The following is a 19,766-nucleotide window of genomic DNA, read 5'->3' on the forward strand; positions in this document are numbered from 1 at the left end:
GGATGGTTTATCGTTCATCTATATGTGGGAGTGAGGGGGACCGTATCCCCGGACCTCACCTGTAGCCCATGGGGAACATCGCCCCGCCGAAGCCCCATGGAGCGCTCCGCCGAGAGGCGACCGCCCTTCACGCCCGCACTCAAGCCGCCCCGGCTGGATTCCCCCGATCCGGCCGGGGCTTCCCCTTTGCCTCCCCGGGCGGGCCCGGCACGGGGACCGTCTCCAGCACAGAACACCCGAGAGCACCAGAACACCCGCGGCCATCACCACCGCGCCCAGCGCGGCCCCCGGCGTTCCCCGCGTCGTGGACGACCGCCACGGCCCCCGTACGGGTCACACGGTCTCGTCGAGGTCCTTCGCATAGTGCTCGATCGCCCGCCGGTACTGCTGGACGTACGGGTCGTTACTGGTCGTGGCCGTCAACTCCAGCAACAGCCGCATCGCCTCGTGGTGCTCGTCGGTGTTGTAGAGGGCCATCGCAAGGAAGGCCCGGAACGAGCCGTCGTCCGGGAACTCCTCGACGCCCCGGCGCAGCGTCTCCACCGCCTGCCCGTACCGCCCGAGGATCCGGTACGTACTGCCCAGTCCCAGGAGCACCCCCCTCCGATCCTCCGCGGCCAGCTCCGGATTGGCCAGAGCGCGCTCGTAATAGGGCACCGCCTCCGACTCCAGCCCCAGTGCGTCGTGGATCCACGCCGTCCGGCAGGCCACTTCCGCGTTGTCGGGGTACTCGGCGGTCAGGGCGAGGAGCCGTTCGCGTGCTTCCTCGGGACGGCCCTCCGTACGCAACCGGTCGGTCTCTTCCAGCAGGTCCAGCAGGTCCCTCTTCTTGCGTGCGTTCATGCGTACATCGTCGCAGGCGGGCATGGACAGCCGCGTGAGATTTTCGCTCCACGGGGCCGCCCGGCGTGTGTTCCGGCCGCTCGGGGGCACCCGTCGGCCATGACAGCAGAGGCGAATCCCCGTACACGCCAGGGGACATGGGTACGTGTGCTGGTGCGCGGGGCGGTCCTGACGGTGGTGCTGCTGGGACTGGTGGCGTTCTCCGTCCTCCTGGCCAAGGTGACGCTCACGCCCTCACCGGCCTCCGCGGACCTCGTCACCTCGAATCTCCGCCCCGGGCGCTCCCTGCGCCAGTACGCCGAGGACTACACCTTCCTCGCCGCGGTCAAACAGGCGGGCGGAAACCTGCTGCTCGGCGTGCCGTTCGGGCTCCTGCTGCCGTTCTTCGTGCCACGCCGCCTGCGCATGATCCGGACTACGCTGCTGACCGCCGTCGCCATGGCCCTCGTCGAACTGATCCAGGGGGCCCTGGTCGAGGGGCGCGCCTTCGACATCGACGACGTCATCCTCAACACGGCGGGCGCGCTGCTGGGCTACTTCGTGCTGGGCCGCCGGATCAGCCACCGCTACTACACCTACACCGACGACCCGGGCTCCCCCGGCGGCCCGTCGGCGGAGAAGCCCGAGGCCGAGCCGGTGCGCGCGCCGAGCCCCGCCGCGCGCACCAGGGAGGGTCGGACGAGGACCGCGGGCACGAAGACCGCGGGCACCAAGACCGGACAAGGGGCCCGGCCGAAGCCGGCGGCCGCGACCCCGGCGAAGAAGCGCGGCTCCCGCGCCGGCAGGACCGACGGCCCGGCGGGCGCCGGCCGCAGCGCCACCGGGTCCCGCTCCGTCCGCTCCCTGCTCGACCGCCTCCGCGGCCGCTGAGCACGGGCACCCGTTCGGGCCGGGCCGTTTGCGGGCGGCCCGGGGCGGACGCACGGTGGGGGCACGTCCTGCGCGCGGATGCCGTACGGATTCCCTGCCGAGGAGGAGCGACATGGCCGAAGGCCAGTGGAGCCCGGGCCGCAAGGAAGTGGATGCGGACGAGTTCCGGCCCGTCCTGGACATCGTCGAACCGGCCCGCCAGCGGCGGCTGACCGTCCTCCTGCGACTGCTGCTGCTCGTCCCGCACTTCATCGTGCTGTTCGTCCTGCACATCGCGGCGTTCTTCACCGTCATCGTGGGCTGGTTCGCGGCACTGGCGCTGGGACGGCTGCCCGACCCCGTTTTCCGCTTCCTGACCGGCGTCCTCGGCTACGACATGCGCGTCTCGGCCAGCGACATGCTGCTCATCGACCGCTACCCGCCCTTCGCCCTGACCCCGCCGGCCGACTATCCGGTGCGGATCGAGGTGCGGCCCACCTCGCTCAACCGCCTCGCGGTGCTTTTCCGCGTCTTCCTGATGATCCCGGCGGCGATCGTGCAGAGCCTCGCCGTCTACGGGTGGTGGGCGCTGGCCTTCGTCTGGTGGCTGATCACGCTGTGTCTCGGCCGGATGCCCCGGCCGCTGTTCCAGGCGACGGCGGCCACCCTGCGCTACCGGATGCGGTTCTCCGCGTACGTCATGATGCTTACCCCCGCCTACCCGAAGGGGCTGTTCGGCGACGACGACCTCGCGGTGGCCCCGGAGCGGTCGCGCTCCGCCACCCGCCCGCTGGTCCTGAGCAGCGCCGCGAAATGGCTCGTGGTGCTGTTCCTGGTGCTGGGCCTGGCGGGTCACATCGCCTCGTCCGTGACCGCCTCGACGACCGACGACACCTACGACACGCGTCTCGTCGGTTCCTGTGGGCCGGCGGGCCCTGCCCCGGCCCACGCCGCCTCGGCATAGCGTCGGGCCAATCGAGCGAAGGCGTCCCTGAGCGCGTCGGGCCCGACGACCTCGATGTCCACGTCGAACCGGCCGAGTTCGGCGGCGAGGCCCGCCCACGACCAGGCGCCCACGACCACACGACAGCGGTCCGGGCCGTGCTCCTCGACGATCCCGTCGCGGACGTGGCCGGCCACCGCGGAGGCCGGCGCGTCGAGGATCACCTCGCCGCGGCAGGGCCACGCGCCGGGTGCGTCGCCGCGCTGGAACCGGGCGGCGACGAAGGCCGCCACATCGCCTCCGGGCACCTCGCGCGGCGTGAACCGGGGACCCGTGGGAGTGCGCGGGGTGATCCGGTCCGCGCGGAAGGTCCGCCAGTCCTCGCGATCCAGGTCCCAGGCGACGAGATACCAGCGCCCGCCCCAGGTGACCAGCCGGTGCGGCTCCACCCGCCGCACCGCGGGCGGGGCATCGGCGGCGGCCGGCGCGTACGCGGGGGAGTGGTCGAAGCGCAGCACCTCGCGGGCGTGCACGGCGGTGCTCAACGCCACGAGGACCCGCGGATCGGCCTGCGGTCGCGGCGGGCCTCCCGTGCGTTCGACGGCGGTGACCCGCAGGGCGTCGACGCGGTGGCGCAGCCGGTCGGGCATGACCTGCCGGACGGTGGTGAGCGCGCGGGCCGCGGCCTCCCCGATCCCGGCGCCGGTCGCGGCGGCCGTCCGCAGCGCGACGGCGAGCGCGACGGCCTGGTCGTCGTCGAACAGCAACGGCGGCAACCGCGCGCCCGCGTCCAGCCGGTATCCGCCGTCGGGGCCCTTGAACGCCGCGATGGGATAGCCCAGCTCCCGCAGCCGGTCGACGTCACGCCGCACCGTGCGGGGGCTGACCTCCAGCCGCTCGGCCAGCAACGGGCCCGGCCAGTCCCGGCGCGCCTGGAGCAGGGAGAGCAGCGCCAGCAGTCGCGCTGAAGTCTTCGGCATGACGCCAGTATGGCCCGGGAAGAGGCCACACCCTGGCCTCTTCCCTTGCGAGGGTTGACCCGTACCGCACGACAGGAACACCGGAAGGAACCCGATCACCATGACCACGGCCACCACCTCTCCCGACCCCGAGCGCACCGACCTGCTCGCCGCCCTCGCCACCGCGCGGGCCGCCCTGATCCGCACGGTCGAGGGCCTCGGCGACGAGCAGGCCGGTGAGCGCCCGGCCGTCAGCGCGCTGTGCCTGGGCGGCCTTGTCAAGCACGTCACGGCCATGGAGGAGAGCTGGCTGAACTTCGTGACCGAGGGCCCGTCGGCGATGTCCTTCGCCCTGCCCGAAGGCGTCACCTGGGACGACCTGGCGGCCGGCACCGCCGCTGAGTACCCGAAGTGGGCGATCGAGCGGGAGAAGGAGTTCCGGATGCTGCCCGGCGAGACGACGGCCGGGGTCCTCGGCGCCTACGAGCAGGTCGCCGCCCGCAGCGAGAAGATCATCCTCGCGGTCCCCGACCTCTCGGCGACGCACCCGCTCCCCGAGGCGCCCTGGAACGAACCCGGCGGCGAGTGGAGCGTACGGCGCGTGCTGGCCCACGTCCTCACCGAGACCGCCCAGCACGCCGGGCACGCGGATATCCTGCGCGAGACGCTCGACGGGCGGCAGGCGACCTGACCACCGGCGCACCGCGCGCGGGGGCGCGCGGAGACCGACGTCGGGCGACCGAGAAGGAGAGACCACACGGTGACCGTCCTCGACAACCGGGCGCTCAACCGCGCCATGCTGGCCCGCCAGTTGCTGCTCGACCGGGCCGATCTGCCGGTCGTGGACGCCGTGGCCCACCTCTGCGGCCTCCAGGCGCAGGAACCGCAGGAGCCCTTCGTCGGCCTCTGGTCCCGGCTGACCGCCTTCGATCCGGCGGTTCTCTCGGACCTGCTGACCCGGCGCAGCGTGGTGCGTACTCATCTGATGCGACGCACGGTCCACCTCGTCGCCGCCGACGACGTCCTCGCCTGGCGGGCCCGCCACGACGCGATGCTGCGCCAACGCGTGCTCGGGGTCTACCGCGACGAGCTGAAGGAGGTCGACCTCGACTCTCTCGCCGCGGATGCCCGGGAGTTGATGGCCGACGGCGAACCCCGTACCGCGGCGGAGATCGTGCGGGCGCTCGCCGGGCGCTGGCCCGGTCCGGGGCCCCGCCCCCTCGGCGAGATGGTGGTCGCCGCTCTCGTCCCGATGGCGCAGGCACCGCCCCGGGGGCTGTGGCGGGCGAAGGGCGGGGTGCGCAACGTCGCCCTCTCCTCCTGGCTGGGCCGCCCGGTCGACCCGCCCGCCCCCGACGGCGCCGACCCGGTCGGCCAGGTACTGGTCCGGCGCTATCTGGCCGCCCACGGACCCGCCGCGACGGCCGACCTGCGCGCCTGGTCGGGCCTGGCCGGACTGCCCGGCGCGGTGGCCGCCGTACGCGACGAGCTGGTCCGCTTCCGCGACGAGCGGGGACGGGAGCTGCTCGACCTGCCCGACGCGCCGCGACCGGACCCGGACACTCCCGCTCCGGTGCGGTTCCTGCCGGCCTTCGACAACGCGATCCTCGGCTATCAGGACCGCGGCCGGATCATCGACGACGCCCACCGCGGCCTCTCGGTCGCCGGCGAGCGTGTCGTGCTGGTCGACGGCCGCGTGGCGGCCACCTGGCGTGTCACCGACGGGGTGGTCGCGGTGGAACCCCTGCGGGTCTTCTCCCGGGCCGACCGCGATGCCGTGGCCGACCAGGGGAGGGAGCTGGCGTCGTTCCTGACCGACGGCAGGAGCGATCGCGTACGGGTGGCCCCCGCGCCGGGCTGAGCGTGCCCGGCCGCCGGGCAGGTGCCCTCGTGTCTGCCCGGCCGTACCGGAACAGGCCTATTTTGTACGGTAGTTCTCTCGGGTTTCGGGAGCAGCCGGACTGAAAGCACCGGCCGTGGGTCACACGGTGAACATGACGTCCAGCGACGTAACCACAGAGCCCTCGCCGCACGGCGACAGAAAGCGCGACACCCGCCGCTCCCGTAGGTGGCCGATGGTCCTCGGCGCCGCCGCGGCCGTGCTGGTCCTGCTGTTCGCGGGCAGCCGGCTCAGCCTGCTGCCGGGTCTCGACGACCTCTTCGGCGAGGAGACGCACGACCGGTCGGGCCCCGCCGTGCTCAAGTCGATCCAGGACATGAGCGCGTACGAGGCCGCCTCGGGAAACTTCCAGGTCGTCGTCGACCTGGAGAAGGACGCGAAGTTCGTCCCCGACGCCCTGCGCGGCACCCGCACCCTGTTCGTCGGTGCGGGCATGGTCGGCGCCTCCGTCGACCTGGGCAAGCTCACCGGGAGCGGCGTCGTGGTGAACGAGGACCGCACCACGGCCGAACTCCGGCTGCCGCACGCGGTGCTGGGCAGGCCGGCCCTGGATCCCGACCGTTCCTACGCGGTGTCCAAACAGCGTGGTCTCCTCGACCGGCTGGGCGACCTCTTCTCCGACAATCCCGGCAGTGAGCAGGCGGTCAACAAGCTCGCCGTCCACCACATCTCGGAAGCGGCGAAGGAGAGCGGACTGACCGCCCGTGCGGAGAAAAATACCGCCGACATGCTGAAGGGGCTGCTCGGCTCCCTCGGCTTCGAGCGCGTCACGGTCCGGTACGGCGACGACCAGGAGTGATCGCGTCACACGGGTGGCCGCGCGGATGAGCGCGGCCACCCGCGCGGCTCGGAGGGACAGGCCGCCCACCGCGCTCCACCCTTGACGTGAACGCGTCGATGGGTATGGTCTAGTCCAAGCGCAAGGCCTTTCCGGACACCTTCATCAGGCTTGTCCGGCAAGGGACTTGAGCCCTTCGCCTCTTGGCCCCACACTCGCGAGGCCTCGCCGCCGAAGCCGGGCCCCCCACGGCCCGCCACCGCGCGGTGCGGTCTCCTGTGAAGGAGAAACATGCACGCGAAAAGGAAGACCGCACTCGCCGTCGGCGCCATGCTCGCCCCGGTCCTCGCCCTGAGCCTTCCGGCGAGCTCCGCCAGTGCCCACGGATACATCTCCAACCCGCCGAGCAGGCAGGCGCAGTGTGCCGCCGGCACGGTCAGCTGCGGTGCGATCAAGTACGAGCCGCAGAGCGTCGAGGGCCCCAAGGGGCTCACCAGCTGCAGCGGCGGAAACAGCGGCTTCGCCGAGCTGGACGATAACTCCAAGGGCTGGTCGGTCACCCCGGTGAACCGCTCCCAGCAGTTCCAGTGGAAGCTCACCGCGCGCCACTCGACCAGTACCTGGCAGTACTTCGTGGGCGGCGAGAAGATCGCCGAATTCGACGACGGCGGCGCGCAGCCCGGCGCGACCGTGAGCCACCAGGTCGACTTCGGCAACAAGACCGGCCAGCAGAAGGTGCTCGCCGTCTGGAACATCGCGGACACCCCGAACGCCTTCTACGCCTGCATCGACGTCAAGGTCGGCTAGGCACGCCGTACCGGTCGGGCTCCAGGCCCCTCCGTCCACCCACGCCCCGGTCGCGCATCGTCGCGGCCGGGGCGCGGCGCTGTTCGCGGTGGCCGGAAAACGGCATGGCGCGGAAATCTCGGGTAGTTGAGCGGTTACCCTACGTCAGCTGTTCTGATTGATCATCAGTGCTCGAGGGGACTCCTGAATGAACCGCATCCGCACCGTACTCGCCGCGCTCGGCATCACCGCCGGACTGATCTCCGCCCCGGCGGCGAGCGCCGCACCGGGGCCCGCCCGACCCGCGCCCGCCGCCGAGCGTCACGAATCCTGCACCGGAGAGTTCCGCGGCGACGCCCGCCTCGGACCCAAGTGGCTGCCGAAGAAGCGGCTCGCCCCGGTCGGCCCGCTCCTGAAGGGCTGGCAGCGCACCGGCGACCTCACGCCGAAGGACTTCCTCAAGAAGTACTGGGAAGGGCCCGCGGACACCGGCAGCTGGAAGTACCCGCCCAACGACGGCTTCGCCGAGGTGAACGGCGAGATCGACAAGGAGCCCGTGAAGCTCCGCACCGGCCAGCGCCTGGACCGCTTCGGCTCGGAGTACGGCGGCTACCTCGCCCCGGCGGGTGACGCCTACGCCGAGCGTGCCCTGCCCCCGCAGAACCTGAACACCCGTGACGCGGCCACCCCTTGCGACTACCGGGTCTACAAGGTCGCCAAGCCCTTCTGGGTCTGGCAGGGCGGCATCGCCCCGTGGTTCGAGCAGCCCGGCGGCGGCCAGCAGATCAAGCTCGACGCCGTGTTCCTCGACCCGGGCGCGGGGCAGCGGCTCAATGTGAAGTGGCTGCTGGACAACGCCTACCTGACGCCCGCGGGCGCGTAACCCGCCATGGACCGCCGGGCCTTGCAGGCCGCACTCGCCGAGGCACGGATCCCCGGCGGCTACTACCGGATCGAGGGCGTCCACGAGCCCGTTCCCACCCCGCCGGACTTCCTCTTCGTCCGGCGGGGTGGGAACGGAGTCTGGGAGACAGGGGCCTTCGAGCGTGGAACATACGAGGTCGTCGCCCGCCACCCGGACGAGGCCACCGCCTGCTCGCACCTGCTGAGCCTGCTCGTCTGAAGCCGGCCCCCGCAGCCGTGGTTTTGCCGGAACGGCAAACAACCTTGTCCGGGCGGTCGCACCGGCCGAATGATCGTGACCAGGCGGCCGGGCCCCCGGCCCGGCCGCCCGCCGAAGCGACACGACCGCCCCGCCCGCACGGGGCGCCCGAGGAGGAGCCATGCCGGAGCCCACCCCCGTACCCACGCCGTCCGCGCGTTCCGCAGACCGTGCCGCCCGACCCTCCGCCCTCCTGCCCGGCGCGACGCACCGGACGGTCGCCGTCCCCGGCGGCCGGATCCACTGCGTCGAACAGGGCACGGGCCCCCTCGTGCTCCTCGTCCACGGCTTCCCCGAGTCCTGGTACTCCTGGCGTCACCAGCTCCCCGCCCTGGCCGCGGCGGGGCACCGGGCCGTCGCCATCGACGTACGCGGCTACGGGCGTTCCTCCGCACCCGCCGCCACCGACGCCTACCGCATGCTCGCCCATGTCGCCGACAACACCGCAGTCGTCCACGCCCTCGGCGAGGAGACCGCCACGGTCGTCGGACACGACTGGGGCTCGCCCATCGCCGCGAACAGCGCCCTGCTCCGGCCGGACGTCTTCACGGCGGTCGCACTGCTGAGCGTCCCGTACACGCCCCGGGGAGGCCCCCGCCCCACCGACGGCTTCGCGGGCATCGGAGGCGAGGAGGAGTTCTACGTCAGCTACTTCCAGACCCCCGGCCGCGCCGAGGCGGAGATCGAACCGGACGTACGCGGCTGGCTCGCCGGCTTCTACGCGGGTCTCTCCGGAGACACCCCCGCCCCCGCGGACCACCCCGGCCCCTTCTTCGTACCCAAGGGCGCGCGTATGGCCGACCGCTTCCCCGCCGGTCCGCTCCCCGGCTGGCTCGACGAACGGGACCTCGACGTCTACGCCGAGGAGTTCGAACGCACCGGTCTGACCGGCGCCCTCAACCGCTACCGCAACGTCGACCGGGACTGGGAGGACCTCGCCGCCTGGGACGGCACACCCGTCGCCCAGCCGTCGATCTTCATCGGCGGCGCCCTCGACGCCTCCACCACCTGGATGTCCGACGCCATCGACGCCTACCCGCGCACCCTCCCCGGCCTGTCCGCCGCCCACATCCTCGAAGGCTGCGGCCACTGGATCCAGCAGGAACGCCCCGACGAGGTCAACCGCCTGCTGACCGACTGGCTGCACGGCCTGCGCTGAGCGGCGCCCGGCCCGCGGCGCCCCCGGGTCAGCAGGCCGTGCCGCGGGTCGCCGCCGTCGCCCGGAGCAGGTCGCGGACGAGCGTGAAGTCGATCTTGCGGGGATCGCGGAGGCGCAGGCAGCCCCTGCCCATGTCGTGGGAGGCCAGCCGGTCCGTGAACGCGTCGCGGACGTCCGTGCGCATCAGGTAGAACGAGATGTACTGCTTCTGGTCGGCGAAGGCGATCTCGCCCGTCCCGTCCCGCTCGTAGGCGGGCATTCCGTACGCCATCACCTCGCGGAATCCCGTCAGCTCCTCCCTGCACAGCGCGCGCAGCGCCGTGAGCGCCGCCCGGCGGGCCTCCGGAGCTTCGGCGAGGTACTGATCGACGTTCTGCGCCGTGCTTCGGACCATGAGCAGATCGTACGACGACACACCGCCGACCCGCCGGTGTGTCGCACCCGGGAGCAACGGGCTCCTCCGGCGAAGGTGGACGCATGAACACCGCAGGCATGCTGGCCGAAGCGTTCGACCGGATCGGGGAAGCGGTCCACGCGGCGGTCGAAGGACTCACGCCCGACGACCTCAACGCCCGCGTCGACGCGGGGGCGAACTCCATCTCCTGGCTGGTCTGGCATCTCACCCGCGTCCAGGACGACCACATCGCCGACGCCGCCGGAACCGGACAGATCTGGCTCACCGAAGGCTGGGCGGACACCTTCGGACTGCCCTTCGACGAGGCGGCTACCGGCTACGGGCACAGTACCGACGAGGTCGCCGCCGTCCGCGTGGACTCCGCCGACCCCCTGCTCGGCTACTTCGACGCCGTGCACGAGCGGACACTGGACTTCGTCACGGGGCTGGAGGGCCACGCCCTCGACCGGATCGTCGACGAGGGCTGGTCGCCCCCGGTGACGCTCGGTGTCCGGCTGATCAGCGTCATCGCCGAGGATCTCCAGCACGCGGGCCAGGCCGCCTTCGTCCGAGGGATGCTGGAACGCGCCTGAGGACCGGTGACCGGAGCAGCGGCGGGACGGGGACCACGCACACCTGTGCGTGGTCCCACCGGCGGTGCCATACTCGGAAGAAGTCGGCTGGACAGGCTTGCCATCGTCCGAAAGGTGACCGTCATGAGCTGGGCATCTTGGACGACCAGTGGTGTCTTCGCGGGAGCGGGCGGGGTGCGGACCGAGGAAGCGGGCATCCTGAGCGGCGACCTCACGGTGCATACGACCTGGTCCGACGGGCAGGCGTCGGTGGCCGTGCAGTACAGCGGGTCCTCGGACTGGTTCACCCTCACCGGCAGCCCCGTGCCGTGCCCCTCCGAGGAGGAGAGCCGCACCTTCCACCAGAGCGTGGTCGAAGCCGTCCGCGCCGGCGAGGGCGCGACGGTCCCTCCGGTCGGCGCGGGACCCGTCTGACGTCGCTCACCGCTCACCGCGCCCCATAGAGTGGATCACCGGATCCGTTCCCCCAGGGACGGGCGCGCGGTACACGGGCGAGGAGCGGTGCACATGGGGCGGGCGGGCACGCGGCGGTCGAGGACACGGAAGAACCGGCCGTTCTGGGTGGAGCTGCCGCTCCTCGTCGGTGTCGCCCTGGTGCTGGCACTGCTCATCAAGACGTTTCTGGTGCAGGCCTTCTCCATTCCCTCGGACTCCATGCAGAACACCCTCCAGCGGGGCGACCGGGTCCTCGTGGACAAGCTGACGCCCTGGTTCGGATCGGAGCCGGAGCGCGGTGAGGTGATCGTCTTTCACGACCCGTCCAACTGGCTCGCGGGCGTGCCCGTGGACCCGCCCAACACCGTGCAGAAGGTACTGAGCTTCGTCGGCGTGATGCCCTCCGCCGAGGAGAAGGACCTCATCAAGCGGGTCATCGGCGTCGGAGGCGACACCGTGGAGTGCGAGGGCGACGGGCCGGTGAAGGTCAACGGCGCCGCCCTGGACGAGCCGTACGTCTTCCCGGGCAACACCCCTTGCAGCGACGACGAGGACGGCGGCCGGTTCAAGGTCACCGTGCCCGAAGGCAAGGTCTGGGTGATGGGGGACCACCGCCAGGCCTCCGCGGACTCCCGCTACCACCAAGACGACCCGAACCAGGGGATGGTCCCGGTCGACGAGGTCGTCGGCAGGGCCGTAGTCGTCGCCTGGCCGGTCGGCCGCTGGAGCACCCTGCCGGTGCCGGGGACCTTCGACAACGTGCCCGACAGCGTTTAGCGCTGCGCGAAGTTCCGTACGTAGCGGCGCTGCCAGGGCGTCTCCACCGCCCGCGGGTGATAGCCGGCCCGGACGAACGCCACCGCCTCGTCCGCGGGGATCCCGTCCAGGACGGCGAGGCAGGCCAGCGCCGTCCCGGTGCGGCCCATTCCGCCGCCGCACGCCACCTCGACCCGCGCCCCGGCGGACCGGTCCCACACCTCGTGGAGGAGTTCCCGGGCCGCCACCCGGTCCGCCGGGAGCCGGAAGTCCGGCCACCGCAGCCACCGGGACTCCCAGGCGACCGGAGGCGGGGTACGCCCGAGGAGATATACGGCGAAGTCCGGTTCGGGGCCTGCCGGCAAGGGCTTGCGCAGACCCCGGCCGCGTACGAGCCGTCCGGAGGGGAGGGCCAGGACGGCCGGGTCGGCGGCGTTCCACGTCTCGATCATGTGTCCCAATCTAACGACGCGGCCGTCGCCGGCAGGACGTACCGCAGGGGGCGGCCCAGGATCAGATGGCGTCGAGATCCCGTGCGAGCAGCTCGGCCAGTTCCTCGACCGCCGCCCGCGCCCCGTCGCCCTCGGCGCTGAGCACCACGGTCTCCCCGTGCGGGGCGGCCAGGGCCAGCACCGCCAGCATGCTGCGGGCATCGACCGGGTCGCGGCCCTCACGGGCGATGGTCACCTTGACCGGCTGACGGGCGGCGGCCTTGACGAACAGCGACGCCGGACGGGCGTGGAGCCCGCTGCGGGAGGCTATGGCGACGGTCTGCTGGTGCATGGATCACTCCTGGGGGAAGGGACGTTCGGGAGGGGTGTGCGCGGAGTTCAGGCGGCGACGGTGACTCGGGAGCCGTCGGGGCCCGCGTCCCCGGCAGCCTCCGCCGCCGCCCTGCGCGTGCCCTTGAGGAGGACGACGAGCGCGGTCGCCACCAGCGTCCCGGCGGCGATGGCGAGCAGGTAGAGGAACGGCTCGCCGATCAGCGGGACGACGAAGACGCCGCCGTGCGGAGCGCGCAGGGTCGCGCCGAAGGCCATCGACAGGGCGCCGGTGACCGCCCCGCCCGCCATCACCGACGGGATGACCCGCAGCGGGTCGGCGGCGGCGAACGGGATCGCGCCCTCGGTGATGAACGAGGCGCCCAGCACCCAGGCCGCCCGGCCGTTCTCCCGCTCGGTCTTCGTGAACAGCCGCTTGCGTACGGTGGTGGCCAGCGCCATCGCCAGCGGCGGCACCATTCCGGCCGCCATGACCGCGGCCATCACCTTGAGGCTGCCCGGCGTCGGGTCGGCGAGACCGCCGACCGCGAAGGCGTACGCCACCTTGTTCAGCGGACCGCCCATGTCGAAGCACATCATCAGCCCGAGGACGACGCCGAGGATCACCGCGTTGGAGCCCGACAGTCCGTTCAGCCAGTCCGTGAGCGCGTTCTGCAGTGAGGCGATGGGCTTGCCGACCACGATGAACATCAGGAACCCGACGGTCGCCGACGCGATCAGAGGGATCACCAGGACCGGCATGATGCCGCGCAGGGTCGCGTGGACCGGGACCCGCTGAATGGCCATCACCACCGCACCGGCCAGCAGACCGGCGACGAGACCTCCGAGGAATCCGGCGTTCACCGTGAGAGCGATGGCCCCGCCGACGAACCCGGGCACCAGCGCCGGCCGGTCCGCCATCCCGTACGCGATGTACCCGGCCAGCACCGGGACCAGGAACCCGAAGGCCGCCGAGCCGATCTGGTTGAGCAGCGCGGCCCAGCTGTCCGCCTCGTCCCAGACGAAGTGGTCGGCTACCGACTTGACGCTCGCTATCTCGTAGCCGCCGATGGCGAACGACAGGGCGATCAACAGACCGCCCGCCGCGACGAACGGCACCATGTAGCTCACGCCGGACATCAGATACGTACGGAGCCGGACGCCGAAGCGCGCGTGATCCGCGGAGGATTCGTTCCCGTCCCCGGTCTCCATGTCTCCGCCGCTCTCGGACACGGCGGCGATCTCCCCGAGTTCCGCCTTGCGGCGGGCCTCGGCGATCAGTTCGGCGGGCCGGTTGATGCCCGCCTTGACCCCGACGTCGACCAGCGGCTTGCCGCGGAAGCGGGACTTCTCCCGGACCTCCACGTCGTGCGCCCAGATCACGGCGTCCGCCGCCGCGACGACGGCGGGGTCCAGCTTCTCGAAGCCGGCCGAACCCTGGGTCTCCACGGTCACCTCGACCCCCTCGGCGCGGCCCGCCGCGGCCAGGGACTCGGCCGCCATGTAGGTGTGGGCGATGCCGGTGGGGCAGGAGGTGACGGCGACGATCCGGAAGGGGGCGCTCGCGGCGGCTACTGCGGCTCCCGTCTCCGTCTCTGTCTTCGCCTGCTCCCGTTCCTGCTCCTGGTTCTCCTCCGGCGGCTCCTCGCCCCGGATCAGCGCGGCTACCGTCCGCGGATCCGTTCCGGCGCGCAGGGCGGCGGTGAACTCCGCGTCCATCAGCCTGCGTGCCAGGCCCGACAGGATGGTGAGGTGCTCGTCGTCGGCCCCCGACGGGGCCGCGATGAGGAAGACCAGGTCGGCCGGACCGTCGGCCGCCCCGAAGTCGATGCCCGCCCCGCTGCGCCCGAAGGCCAGCGTCGGGGCGATCACATGTTCGCTGCGGCAGTGCGGGATGCCGATGCCGCCGTCGAGGCCGGTCGGCATCTGCGCCTCGCGGGCGGCGACGTCGGCCAGGAAGCCTTCGAGATCGGTGACGCGGTGCGCGGCCACCATCCGCTCGGCGAGCGACCTCGCGGCGGCGTCCTTCGTCGTGGCGGACAGATCGAGGTCGACCAGTTCCGCGGTGATCAGCTCACTCATCGCGGTGCTCCTTGCTCGGGAACCGCCGTGCGGCGGCTCGGGGGGACGGGGCGGCGGGCTCGTACGGGCGGGGTCCGTACGGGCGTTGCGGGAATTGCGGCGGCGATGGCGGTACGGGGGGCGGTGACGGCGGTACGGGTCATGGGGCGGGCTCCGTCAGCGCGCGGTCCAGCGGCACGTCGGAGGTCGTCACGACCGACGGCAGATCGAGGTCGGCCGGGGTGGGCATGAGGCTTCCGGCCAGCTGCACGGCCGCGGCACCGTGGGCGACGGCCGAGGCGAGAGCTTCCGGGCCCTGCCCGCCCGCTGCCAGGAAGCCGGCCAGCGAGGCGTCCCCGGCACCGACATTGCTGCGCACAGTGGCGACCGGCGCGGTGGCGAAGTACGCGCCCGACGCCTCGACCAGCAACTGCCCGTCGGCGCCCAGACTCGCCAGCACCGACCTGGCCCCGCGCTCCCGCAGCTCCTCGGCGGCCTTCAGCGCGTCGCCCACCGTGGCGAGCGGCCGACCGACGGCCTCGGCGAGCTCCTGGGCATTGGGCTTGATCACGTCCGGCCCCCGGTCCAGGGCCGCGGTCAGCGCCGCTCCGGAGGCGTCCAGCGCGATGCGCGCGCCGGCCCGGTGGCTCCGCTCGACCAGCTCCGCGTACCACTGCGGCGGCAGTCCGCGCGGCAGGCTTCCGCAACAGGCGACCCAGTCGGCGGCGGCCGAGTGGGCCCGTACCGCTTCCAGGACGTCCTCCGCCTCGGCCGGACTCAGCTCGGGGCCCGCCGCGTTGACCTTGGTGAGGGTGCCGTCGGGTTCGACGAGCGTGACGTTGATCCGGGTGTTCCCGGCGATCGGCACGCCGACCGCCTCGATGCCCAGGTCGCCGAGCAGCCGGGTGAGCAGGGCGCCCTCCGGGCCGCCCATCGGGGCCACGGCGAGGGTACGGTGTCCGGCCGCGGCGACCGCGCGGGAGACGTTGACACCCTTGCCGCCCGGATCGACGCGGTCCGCCGTGGCACGCAGCACGCTGCCGCGGGTCAGCACGGGCAGCTCGTAGGTGCGGTCCAGGCTGGGGTTGGGGGTGACGGTGAGGATCACGCGCGTACTACTTCCGTGCCCCGGCTCTCGATGGAGCGGGCGTCGTCGGGGCTGAGACCCGTGTCGGTGATGAGCAGGTCCACGTCGGTGAGATCGCCGAAGCGGGCGAAGTGCTCCTGCCCGAACTTGCCGGAGTCGGCGAGCAGGACGACCCGGCGGGCCGCCTTGATCACGGCCCGCTTCACCGCGGCCTCGGCGAGGTCGGGCGTCGTCAGGCCGCTGTTGGGGGAGAAGCCGTTGGTGGCGAGGAAGACCACGTCGGCGTTGATCTCGGCGTACGAACCCAGCGCCCACGCGTCGACCGCCGCGCGGGTGCGGTGCCGGACCCTGCCGCCCACCAGATGCAGCGCGATGCCCGGGTGGTCGGCGAGACGGGCGGCCACCGGCAGGGCGTGCGTCACCACGGTCAGCGTCGCGTCGACCGGTACGGCGGCGGCGAGCCGTGCGGTCGTCGTCCCGGCGTCCACGATCACATTGCCATCGGGCGGCAGTTCGGCGAGGGCGGCCTGGGCGATGCGGTCCTTCTCGTCGGCGGCGACGACGTCGCGTTCGGCGAGACCGGGCTCGAAGCCGAGCCGCCCGACGGGGATCGCCCCACCGTGCACCCGGCGCAGCAGCCCCGCCCGGTCCAGGGTCTTGAGGTCGCGCCGGACGGTCTCGGCCGTCACCTGGAACTCCTCGGCCAGGGACAGCACGTCGACCCGTCCGCTCTCCTGGGCGAGGCGGAGGATCTCCTGCTGACGCTCCGGTGCGTACATGTGGTTTCGTTTCCGTTTCATGCCCGAGTCTGTGGTTTCGCGCTCAGGTTACGTCCGAGCTGCGGGAATGTAAACACAATCGGGCGATGTGCGGGCATGAACGGAAGGGCGAGCTCACGCGCGGACGTGTGCGCACCGCAGGGCGGGGCGCACCGTGCGGGGTGCGCCCCGCCCTGCGGGTTCGGTCACGGCGTGCGGGGTGCGTCCTCGCTCAGAGGGCGGGCCAGCAGGGGAGTGCCGGGGACCTGGTGGCCGCCGCTGGCGAGCATGCGGACTTCGCCCCGGTCGCTGATCTCGGCGCGCACGATCCCCGTCTCGTCCTCGTACACCGGGAATCCGCCGGCCCCCAGCCGGTCGGTGAGCCGCACGCGGACCACGTCGTCCGCGGCTCCGGACAGCTGGAAGATGAGCTCGTAACACTCGGTGTGCACCATGTGATCCATGACGGCCTCCGGGCCGGGCGCGGAGAATACGGCCCTGCCGCCATTGTTTCGCACCCCGGCGTCCACCGCCCGGGGAGCGACGGCCAACGGGCGGACCCGCCCGGTCGATCGGGTGACTCCCCGGTAGGACAACATGACCGATGGCCCGAAGGGCTAGGCATGCGTGCATGAGACTTGAGCCTCGACGAATGAACAGTGCCTCCTCCCGTTCCCGCACCCTCAAGACGGTCGGCGCCCTCGGCATGGCCGCCGCCACGGCTGTTCTGATGACCGGATGCGGTCAGAGCTCGGACAGCGCGACGAGCGCGGCCACCTCCGAAGCCGCGAAGGTCGTTCCGCAGAAGCAGACGACGTCGCCCTCGGCCAGTGCCCAGCTGACCGAGGACCAGCAGGAGCGGAAGAAGGTGCTCGACGCCACGAAGGTCACCTTCGACGACGCCGCCACCACCGCTGCCGGAGAGGTGGCCGGGGGCAAGCTGGTCGATCTGGACCTGGAGGGTGTGGACGACGACGACAAGGACCAGAGCCCCAGCCCGACGGGTTCCGGCAGCCCGACGGGTTCCGCCAGCCCCACGGGTTCCGCCAGCCCGACCGGCTCCGCGAGCCCGAGCGGAACCGGCACGTCCAGCCCGAGCGCGAGTCCGGGCTCCGAGGGCCCGGTCTGGGTCGCGGAGGTCGCGGAGAAGGACGGCACGGTCCACACCGTCCGGATCAACGCGGTCGACGGCAAGGTCATCGAGGCCCGGGTCGACGCCGATCAGGACGCGGACGACAAGAAGCAGACGGCCGACCGGCTCGCCCAGGCCACCCAGACCCCGCAGCAGGCCGCCAAGGTCGCCACCGAGAAGAAGAAGGGGACGGTCACCTCCGTCGGCCTCGACGACAACGACGGCAAGGGCGTCGTCTGGCAGGTCGACGTGGTCGGCTCGGACTGGAAGAAGACGACCTTCGACGTGGACGCCAAGAACGACACCATCGTCCGCGAGGAGACCGACAACGACTGACCGCCGCCCCGCCTGACCCGCGAAGGGGTACGCCGGACGCCCGGCGTACCCCTTCCGTCGTCCAACCGCGCGACAACCCTCAGTGCGCGGTTCCCGGCTTCCGCCGGTCGAGCAGCCGGCAGACGAAGTCTTCCTGGAGCTCGCGGAGCCCGGCCAGCAGCCGGGGGTTCGTCGAACTGTTCACCTGGGAGGCGAGGGAGACGGTCAGCGACCGCTTGCCGTCCTTGGTCCCGGCGGCGAACTGCGTGTAGCCGGGGAAGTTGCCGGTATGGCCGTACACGGTGCCGCAGCGCGTCGTGTACGAGAACACCGCGAGACCGGCCCTGTTGCGTCCAGGGCCGGCCGGTTCGGAGCTGCCTTCCACGAAGGACAGCTGCTGCCGGCGGACCTCGGGGCCGAGGCCCAGCCCCCCGGCGTAGCCGCGGATGAAGGCTCCCAGGTCCCGGGGTGTCGAGACGATGCCGCCCGACGCCCACACGCCCGACGCGCCGAGTACCGTGCTGACGTCCTCGGGTGCGTCCGGAGGGTCCACCGCATAGCCGTGCAGATAGGGTTCGGGCAGCCGGTAGCCCTGCGGGAGGCTGGTGTCGCGCAGGGCGAGCGGCCGGTACACGAGCTCGGCGAGGAGCTTCTCGTACCGCTGTCCCGTAGCCGCCTCGGCCATCAGCGCCACGGCGATGTTGTCGGAGTTGGAGTAGCGGTACGCCGAGCCCGGCTCGAACCGCAGCGGGTCCCCGGCGACGTAGTCCAGCAGGCGGCGTGAGTCGAAGCGTCGGCGTGGGTCGGCCGTCAGCTCGGCGATGAAGGCCGGGGCCTCGGTGTAGTCGGGCAGCCCGCTGGTGTGGTTGAGGAGCTGGCGGAGCGTCACCCGGTGCCAGGCGGCGGGGAGCCGGGGCAGCCGTCGGCCGAGCGTGTCGTCCAGGCCGAGCGCGCCCCGCTCGGCCAGCTGCAGGGCGACCGAGCCGCTGAAGGCCTTCGCCGTGCTGGCGATCCGCATGTGGTCGGTGGTCCGGGGCTGCCGCCCGGTGCCGAGCTGCGACGTACCCGCCCGGTACACCTCGCTCCGGCCGCCCGCCGTGAGGACGGCGATGGCCCCGGGCGGCCCTCCCGGAGTGTCCACGAGAGCCTTGAGCCCCCGCCGCAGCCCGGGGTCGACCGGCCCGTGCGGGCCGTCGCCGCCGCCCCCGCCCGCGTGGGCCGGGCCCGGCATCAGGCCGGCGAGCGATGCGGCCGCCAGGGCCGCGACGACGGCTCTTCGCCGCCGGGACCGACTACGGGGGCGGGGGAGCGGGGCGTCAGGGCGAGAAGGTACGGACACGGGGGCCTCCTGGGAGCGGTGGGCGTCGGGCGGAGCGGTGGCGTCCGCACCCGCGAGCCCCAGCATCGGGCGGCCGGACGAGGCTTGCCCCCGAGGTGGACCATCCGGCCGATGCCCGCCACACCGCCGACGCCGGGCAGCGCCGGTCACCCGACCGCTACCGGCCCCCGCTTCCTCCAGCGGTGCCGCTCAGTGGGCCGGGGGAGCGCCCCCGCTCAGGTCCAGGACGTACCGCCGCCCGGGACGGTCGCCGAACATGACGTCCTCCAGCGGCTCGAACCCTGAGCGCGCCAGTACCGCGCGCGATCCCGTGTTGTCCAGCGTCGTCTCCGCGCGCAGGGCGGTGAGCCCGTACTCCCGGACCGCCAGCACGCAGACCTGCTGTACCGCCCAGGTGGCCAGCCCGCGGCCCGCGGCCTTCTCCGCTATGCGATAGCCCAGCTCGGCCGAACCCTCCCGCACCTCGACGAGGTTGATCCGGCCCAGGACGCCGCCGTCGTCGTCCTCGATGACGTGGAAGTGGAGCAGCCCCGCGTCCTGCTCGGCGAGCAGCTCACGGTGCCGTTCGGCGAACGCGGCGAAGTAGTCGTCACCCCGGTCGGGAATGGACGCGGCGAAGTAGGCCCGGTTCTCCCGCTCGAAGGCGAGCAGAGCCTCGGCGTGGTCGGGACGCAGCCTGTTGATGGACGTCATACGGGGATGCTAAGTGGTGTCCCGTCGGGGTGTTCGGTGTCCAGCACCTGCATCCGGTGTCCG

General features: G+C 72.4%; 24 protein-coding genes. 13 read left to right on the forward strand and 11 right to left on the reverse strand.

Features of this window, described 5'->3' with window-relative positions:
* Positions 1-333 precede the first annotated feature (333 nt).
* Positions 334-843 carry a tetratricopeptide repeat protein gene (locus AB0F29_RS11415; RefSeq protein WP_361870145.1) on the reverse strand — a complete coding sequence of 170 codons (510 nt, stop codon included), beginning with the start codon at positions 841-843 and terminating at the stop codon, positions 334-336.
* Between the two features lie 147 nt (positions 844-990).
* Here AB0F29_RS11415 and AB0F29_RS11420 point away from each other — a divergent pair, with 147 nt between their 5' ends.
* A complete protein-coding gene (locus AB0F29_RS11420; RefSeq protein ID WP_361870402.1) occupies positions 991-1,713 on the forward strand; it encodes a VanZ family protein in 723 nt (240 codons plus the stop codon).
* 112 nt (positions 1,714-1,825) lie between these two features.
* On the forward strand, positions 1,826-2,656 hold the full coding sequence (locus AB0F29_RS11425) for a DUF4389 domain-containing protein (protein WP_361870148.1): 831 nt from the start codon (positions 1,826-1,828) through the stop codon (positions 2,654-2,656).
* Here the strand turns inward: AB0F29_RS11425 and AB0F29_RS11430 are convergent.
* Positions 2,587-3,615, reverse strand: coding sequence for a YafY family protein (locus AB0F29_RS11430; RefSeq protein ID WP_361870150.1), 1,029 nt, complete (start codon positions 3,613-3,615; stop codon positions 2,587-2,589). The genes AB0F29_RS11425 and AB0F29_RS11430 overlap by 70 nt on opposite strands.
* 100 nt (positions 3,616-3,715) lie before the next feature.
* Between AB0F29_RS11430 and AB0F29_RS11435 the strand changes: the two genes are divergently transcribed.
* The 7 genes from AB0F29_RS11435 to AB0F29_RS11465 all read left to right on the forward strand — a co-directional run bounded on the left by AB0F29_RS11435 (position 3,716) and on the right by AB0F29_RS11465 (position 9,379).
* On the forward strand, positions 3,716-4,285 hold the full coding sequence (locus AB0F29_RS11435) for a DinB family protein (protein WP_361870153.1): 570 nt from the start codon (positions 3,716-3,718) through the stop codon (positions 4,283-4,285).
* Positions 4,286-4,354: 69 nt separating this feature from the next.
* A complete protein-coding gene (locus AB0F29_RS11440) occupies positions 4,355-5,455 on the forward strand; it encodes a winged helix DNA-binding domain-containing protein (protein ID WP_361870154.1) in 1,101 nt (366 codons plus the stop codon).
* 133 nt (positions 5,456-5,588) lie between these two features.
* Positions 5,589-6,293, forward strand: a complete 705-nt coding sequence (locus AB0F29_RS11445; protein ID WP_361870157.1) for a DUF4230 domain-containing protein — start codon at positions 5,589-5,591, stop codon at positions 6,291-6,293.
* Between the two features lie 270 nt (positions 6,294-6,563).
* Positions 6,564-7,079 (forward strand): lytic polysaccharide monooxygenase auxiliary activity family 9 protein, encoded by a 516-nt coding sequence (locus tag AB0F29_RS11450; protein WP_361870160.1) that lies wholly within the window; start codon positions 6,564-6,566, stop codon positions 7,077-7,079.
* A gap of 187 nt (positions 7,080-7,266) precedes the next feature.
* Positions 7,267-7,941: a TNT domain-containing protein gene (locus AB0F29_RS11455; RefSeq protein WP_361870162.1), complete on the forward strand. Its 675-nt coding sequence runs from the start codon at positions 7,267-7,269 to the stop codon at positions 7,939-7,941.
* 6 nt (positions 7,942-7,947) lie between these two features.
* Complete coding sequence (locus AB0F29_RS11460) at positions 7,948-8,181, forward strand: hypothetical protein (RefSeq protein WP_361870165.1); 234 nt, start codon at positions 7,948-7,950, stop codon at positions 8,179-8,181.
* 160 nt (positions 8,182-8,341) lie between these two features.
* Positions 8,342-9,379, forward strand: a complete 1,038-nt coding sequence (locus tag AB0F29_RS11465; protein ID WP_361870168.1) for an alpha/beta hydrolase — start codon at positions 8,342-8,344, stop codon at positions 9,377-9,379.
* Between the two features lie 28 nt (positions 9,380-9,407).
* Here AB0F29_RS11465 and AB0F29_RS11470 read toward each other — a convergent pair whose 3' ends face one another.
* Positions 9,408-9,773: a DUF1801 domain-containing protein gene (locus tag AB0F29_RS11470; protein ID WP_361870170.1), complete on the reverse strand. Its 366-nt coding sequence runs from the start codon at positions 9,771-9,773 to the stop codon at positions 9,408-9,410.
* An 83-nt stretch (positions 9,774-9,856) separates the two neighbouring features.
* Between AB0F29_RS11470 and AB0F29_RS11475 the strand changes: the two genes are divergently transcribed.
* From AB0F29_RS11475 to lepB, 3 genes are all read left to right on the forward strand, one after another.
* Positions 9,857-10,366 carry a DUF664 domain-containing protein gene (locus tag AB0F29_RS11475; RefSeq protein WP_361870173.1) on the forward strand — a complete coding sequence of 170 codons (510 nt, stop codon included), beginning with the start codon at positions 9,857-9,859 and terminating at the stop codon, positions 10,364-10,366.
* A gap of 123 nt (positions 10,367-10,489) precedes the next feature.
* Positions 10,490-10,780 (forward strand): hypothetical protein, encoded by a 291-nt coding sequence (locus AB0F29_RS11480; protein WP_361870175.1) that lies wholly within the window; start codon positions 10,490-10,492, stop codon positions 10,778-10,780.
* A 93-nt stretch (positions 10,781-10,873) separates the two neighbouring features.
* Positions 10,874-11,578, forward strand: coding sequence for a signal peptidase I (gene lepB, locus AB0F29_RS11485; protein ID WP_361870178.1), 705 nt, complete (start codon positions 10,874-10,876; stop codon positions 11,576-11,578).
* On the opposite strand, the gene AB0F29_RS11490 is transcribed toward lepB, so the two are convergent.
* The 6 genes from AB0F29_RS11490 to AB0F29_RS11515 all read right to left on the reverse strand — a co-directional run bounded on the left by AB0F29_RS11490 (position 11,575) and on the right by AB0F29_RS11515 (position 16,679).
* Positions 11,575-12,009: a protein-tyrosine phosphatase family protein gene (locus tag AB0F29_RS11490; protein WP_361870180.1), complete on the reverse strand. Its 435-nt coding sequence runs from the start codon at positions 12,007-12,009 to the stop codon at positions 11,575-11,577. The genes lepB and AB0F29_RS11490 overlap by 4 nt on opposite strands.
* Before the next feature lie 61 nt (positions 12,010-12,070).
* Positions 12,071-12,340, reverse strand: coding sequence for an HPr family phosphocarrier protein (locus tag AB0F29_RS11495; protein ID WP_361870182.1), 270 nt, complete (start codon positions 12,338-12,340; stop codon positions 12,071-12,073).
* A gap of 47 nt (positions 12,341-12,387) precedes the next feature.
* A complete protein-coding gene (locus AB0F29_RS11500; RefSeq protein WP_361870185.1) occupies positions 12,388-14,400 on the reverse strand; it encodes a fructose-specific PTS transporter subunit EIIC in 2,013 nt (670 codons plus the stop codon).
* A gap of 139 nt (positions 14,401-14,539) precedes the next feature.
* Entirely contained in the window at positions 14,540-15,487 is a 948-nt protein-coding gene (gene pfkB, locus AB0F29_RS11505) for a 1-phosphofructokinase (RefSeq protein ID WP_361870187.1), read from the reverse strand.
* Positions 15,484-16,245 carry a DeoR/GlpR family DNA-binding transcription regulator gene (locus AB0F29_RS11510; RefSeq protein WP_361870405.1) on the reverse strand — a complete coding sequence of 254 codons (762 nt, stop codon included), beginning with the start codon at positions 16,243-16,245 and terminating at the stop codon, positions 15,484-15,486. Before AB0F29_RS11510 ends, pfkB begins: the two co-directional genes overlap by 4 nt.
* A gap of 185 nt (positions 16,246-16,430) precedes the next feature.
* Positions 16,431-16,679: a DUF6296 family protein gene (locus AB0F29_RS11515; RefSeq protein WP_361870408.1), complete on the reverse strand. Its 249-nt coding sequence runs from the start codon at positions 16,677-16,679 to the stop codon at positions 16,431-16,433.
* 197 nt (positions 16,680-16,876) lie between these two features.
* Between AB0F29_RS11515 and AB0F29_RS11520 the strand changes: the two genes are divergently transcribed.
* A complete protein-coding gene (locus AB0F29_RS11520) occupies positions 16,877-17,692 on the forward strand; it encodes a PepSY domain-containing protein (protein ID WP_361870189.1) in 816 nt (271 codons plus the stop codon).
* 79 nt (positions 17,693-17,771) lie between these two features.
* Here AB0F29_RS11520 and AB0F29_RS11525 read toward each other — a convergent pair whose 3' ends face one another.
* Positions 17,772-19,076, reverse strand: a complete 1,305-nt coding sequence (locus tag AB0F29_RS11525; RefSeq protein WP_361870190.1) for a serine hydrolase domain-containing protein — start codon at positions 19,074-19,076, stop codon at positions 17,772-17,774.
* A 123-nt stretch (positions 19,077-19,199) separates the two neighbouring features.
* Positions 19,200-19,703, reverse strand: a complete 504-nt coding sequence (locus AB0F29_RS11530; protein WP_361870193.1) for a GNAT family N-acetyltransferase — start codon at positions 19,701-19,703, stop codon at positions 19,200-19,202.
* Positions 19,704-19,766 lie beyond the last annotated feature (63 nt).

Source organism: Streptomyces sp. NPDC026589, assembly GCF_040638385.1.
Lineage (GTDB): Bacteria > Actinomycetota > Actinomycetes > Streptomycetales > Streptomycetaceae > Streptomyces.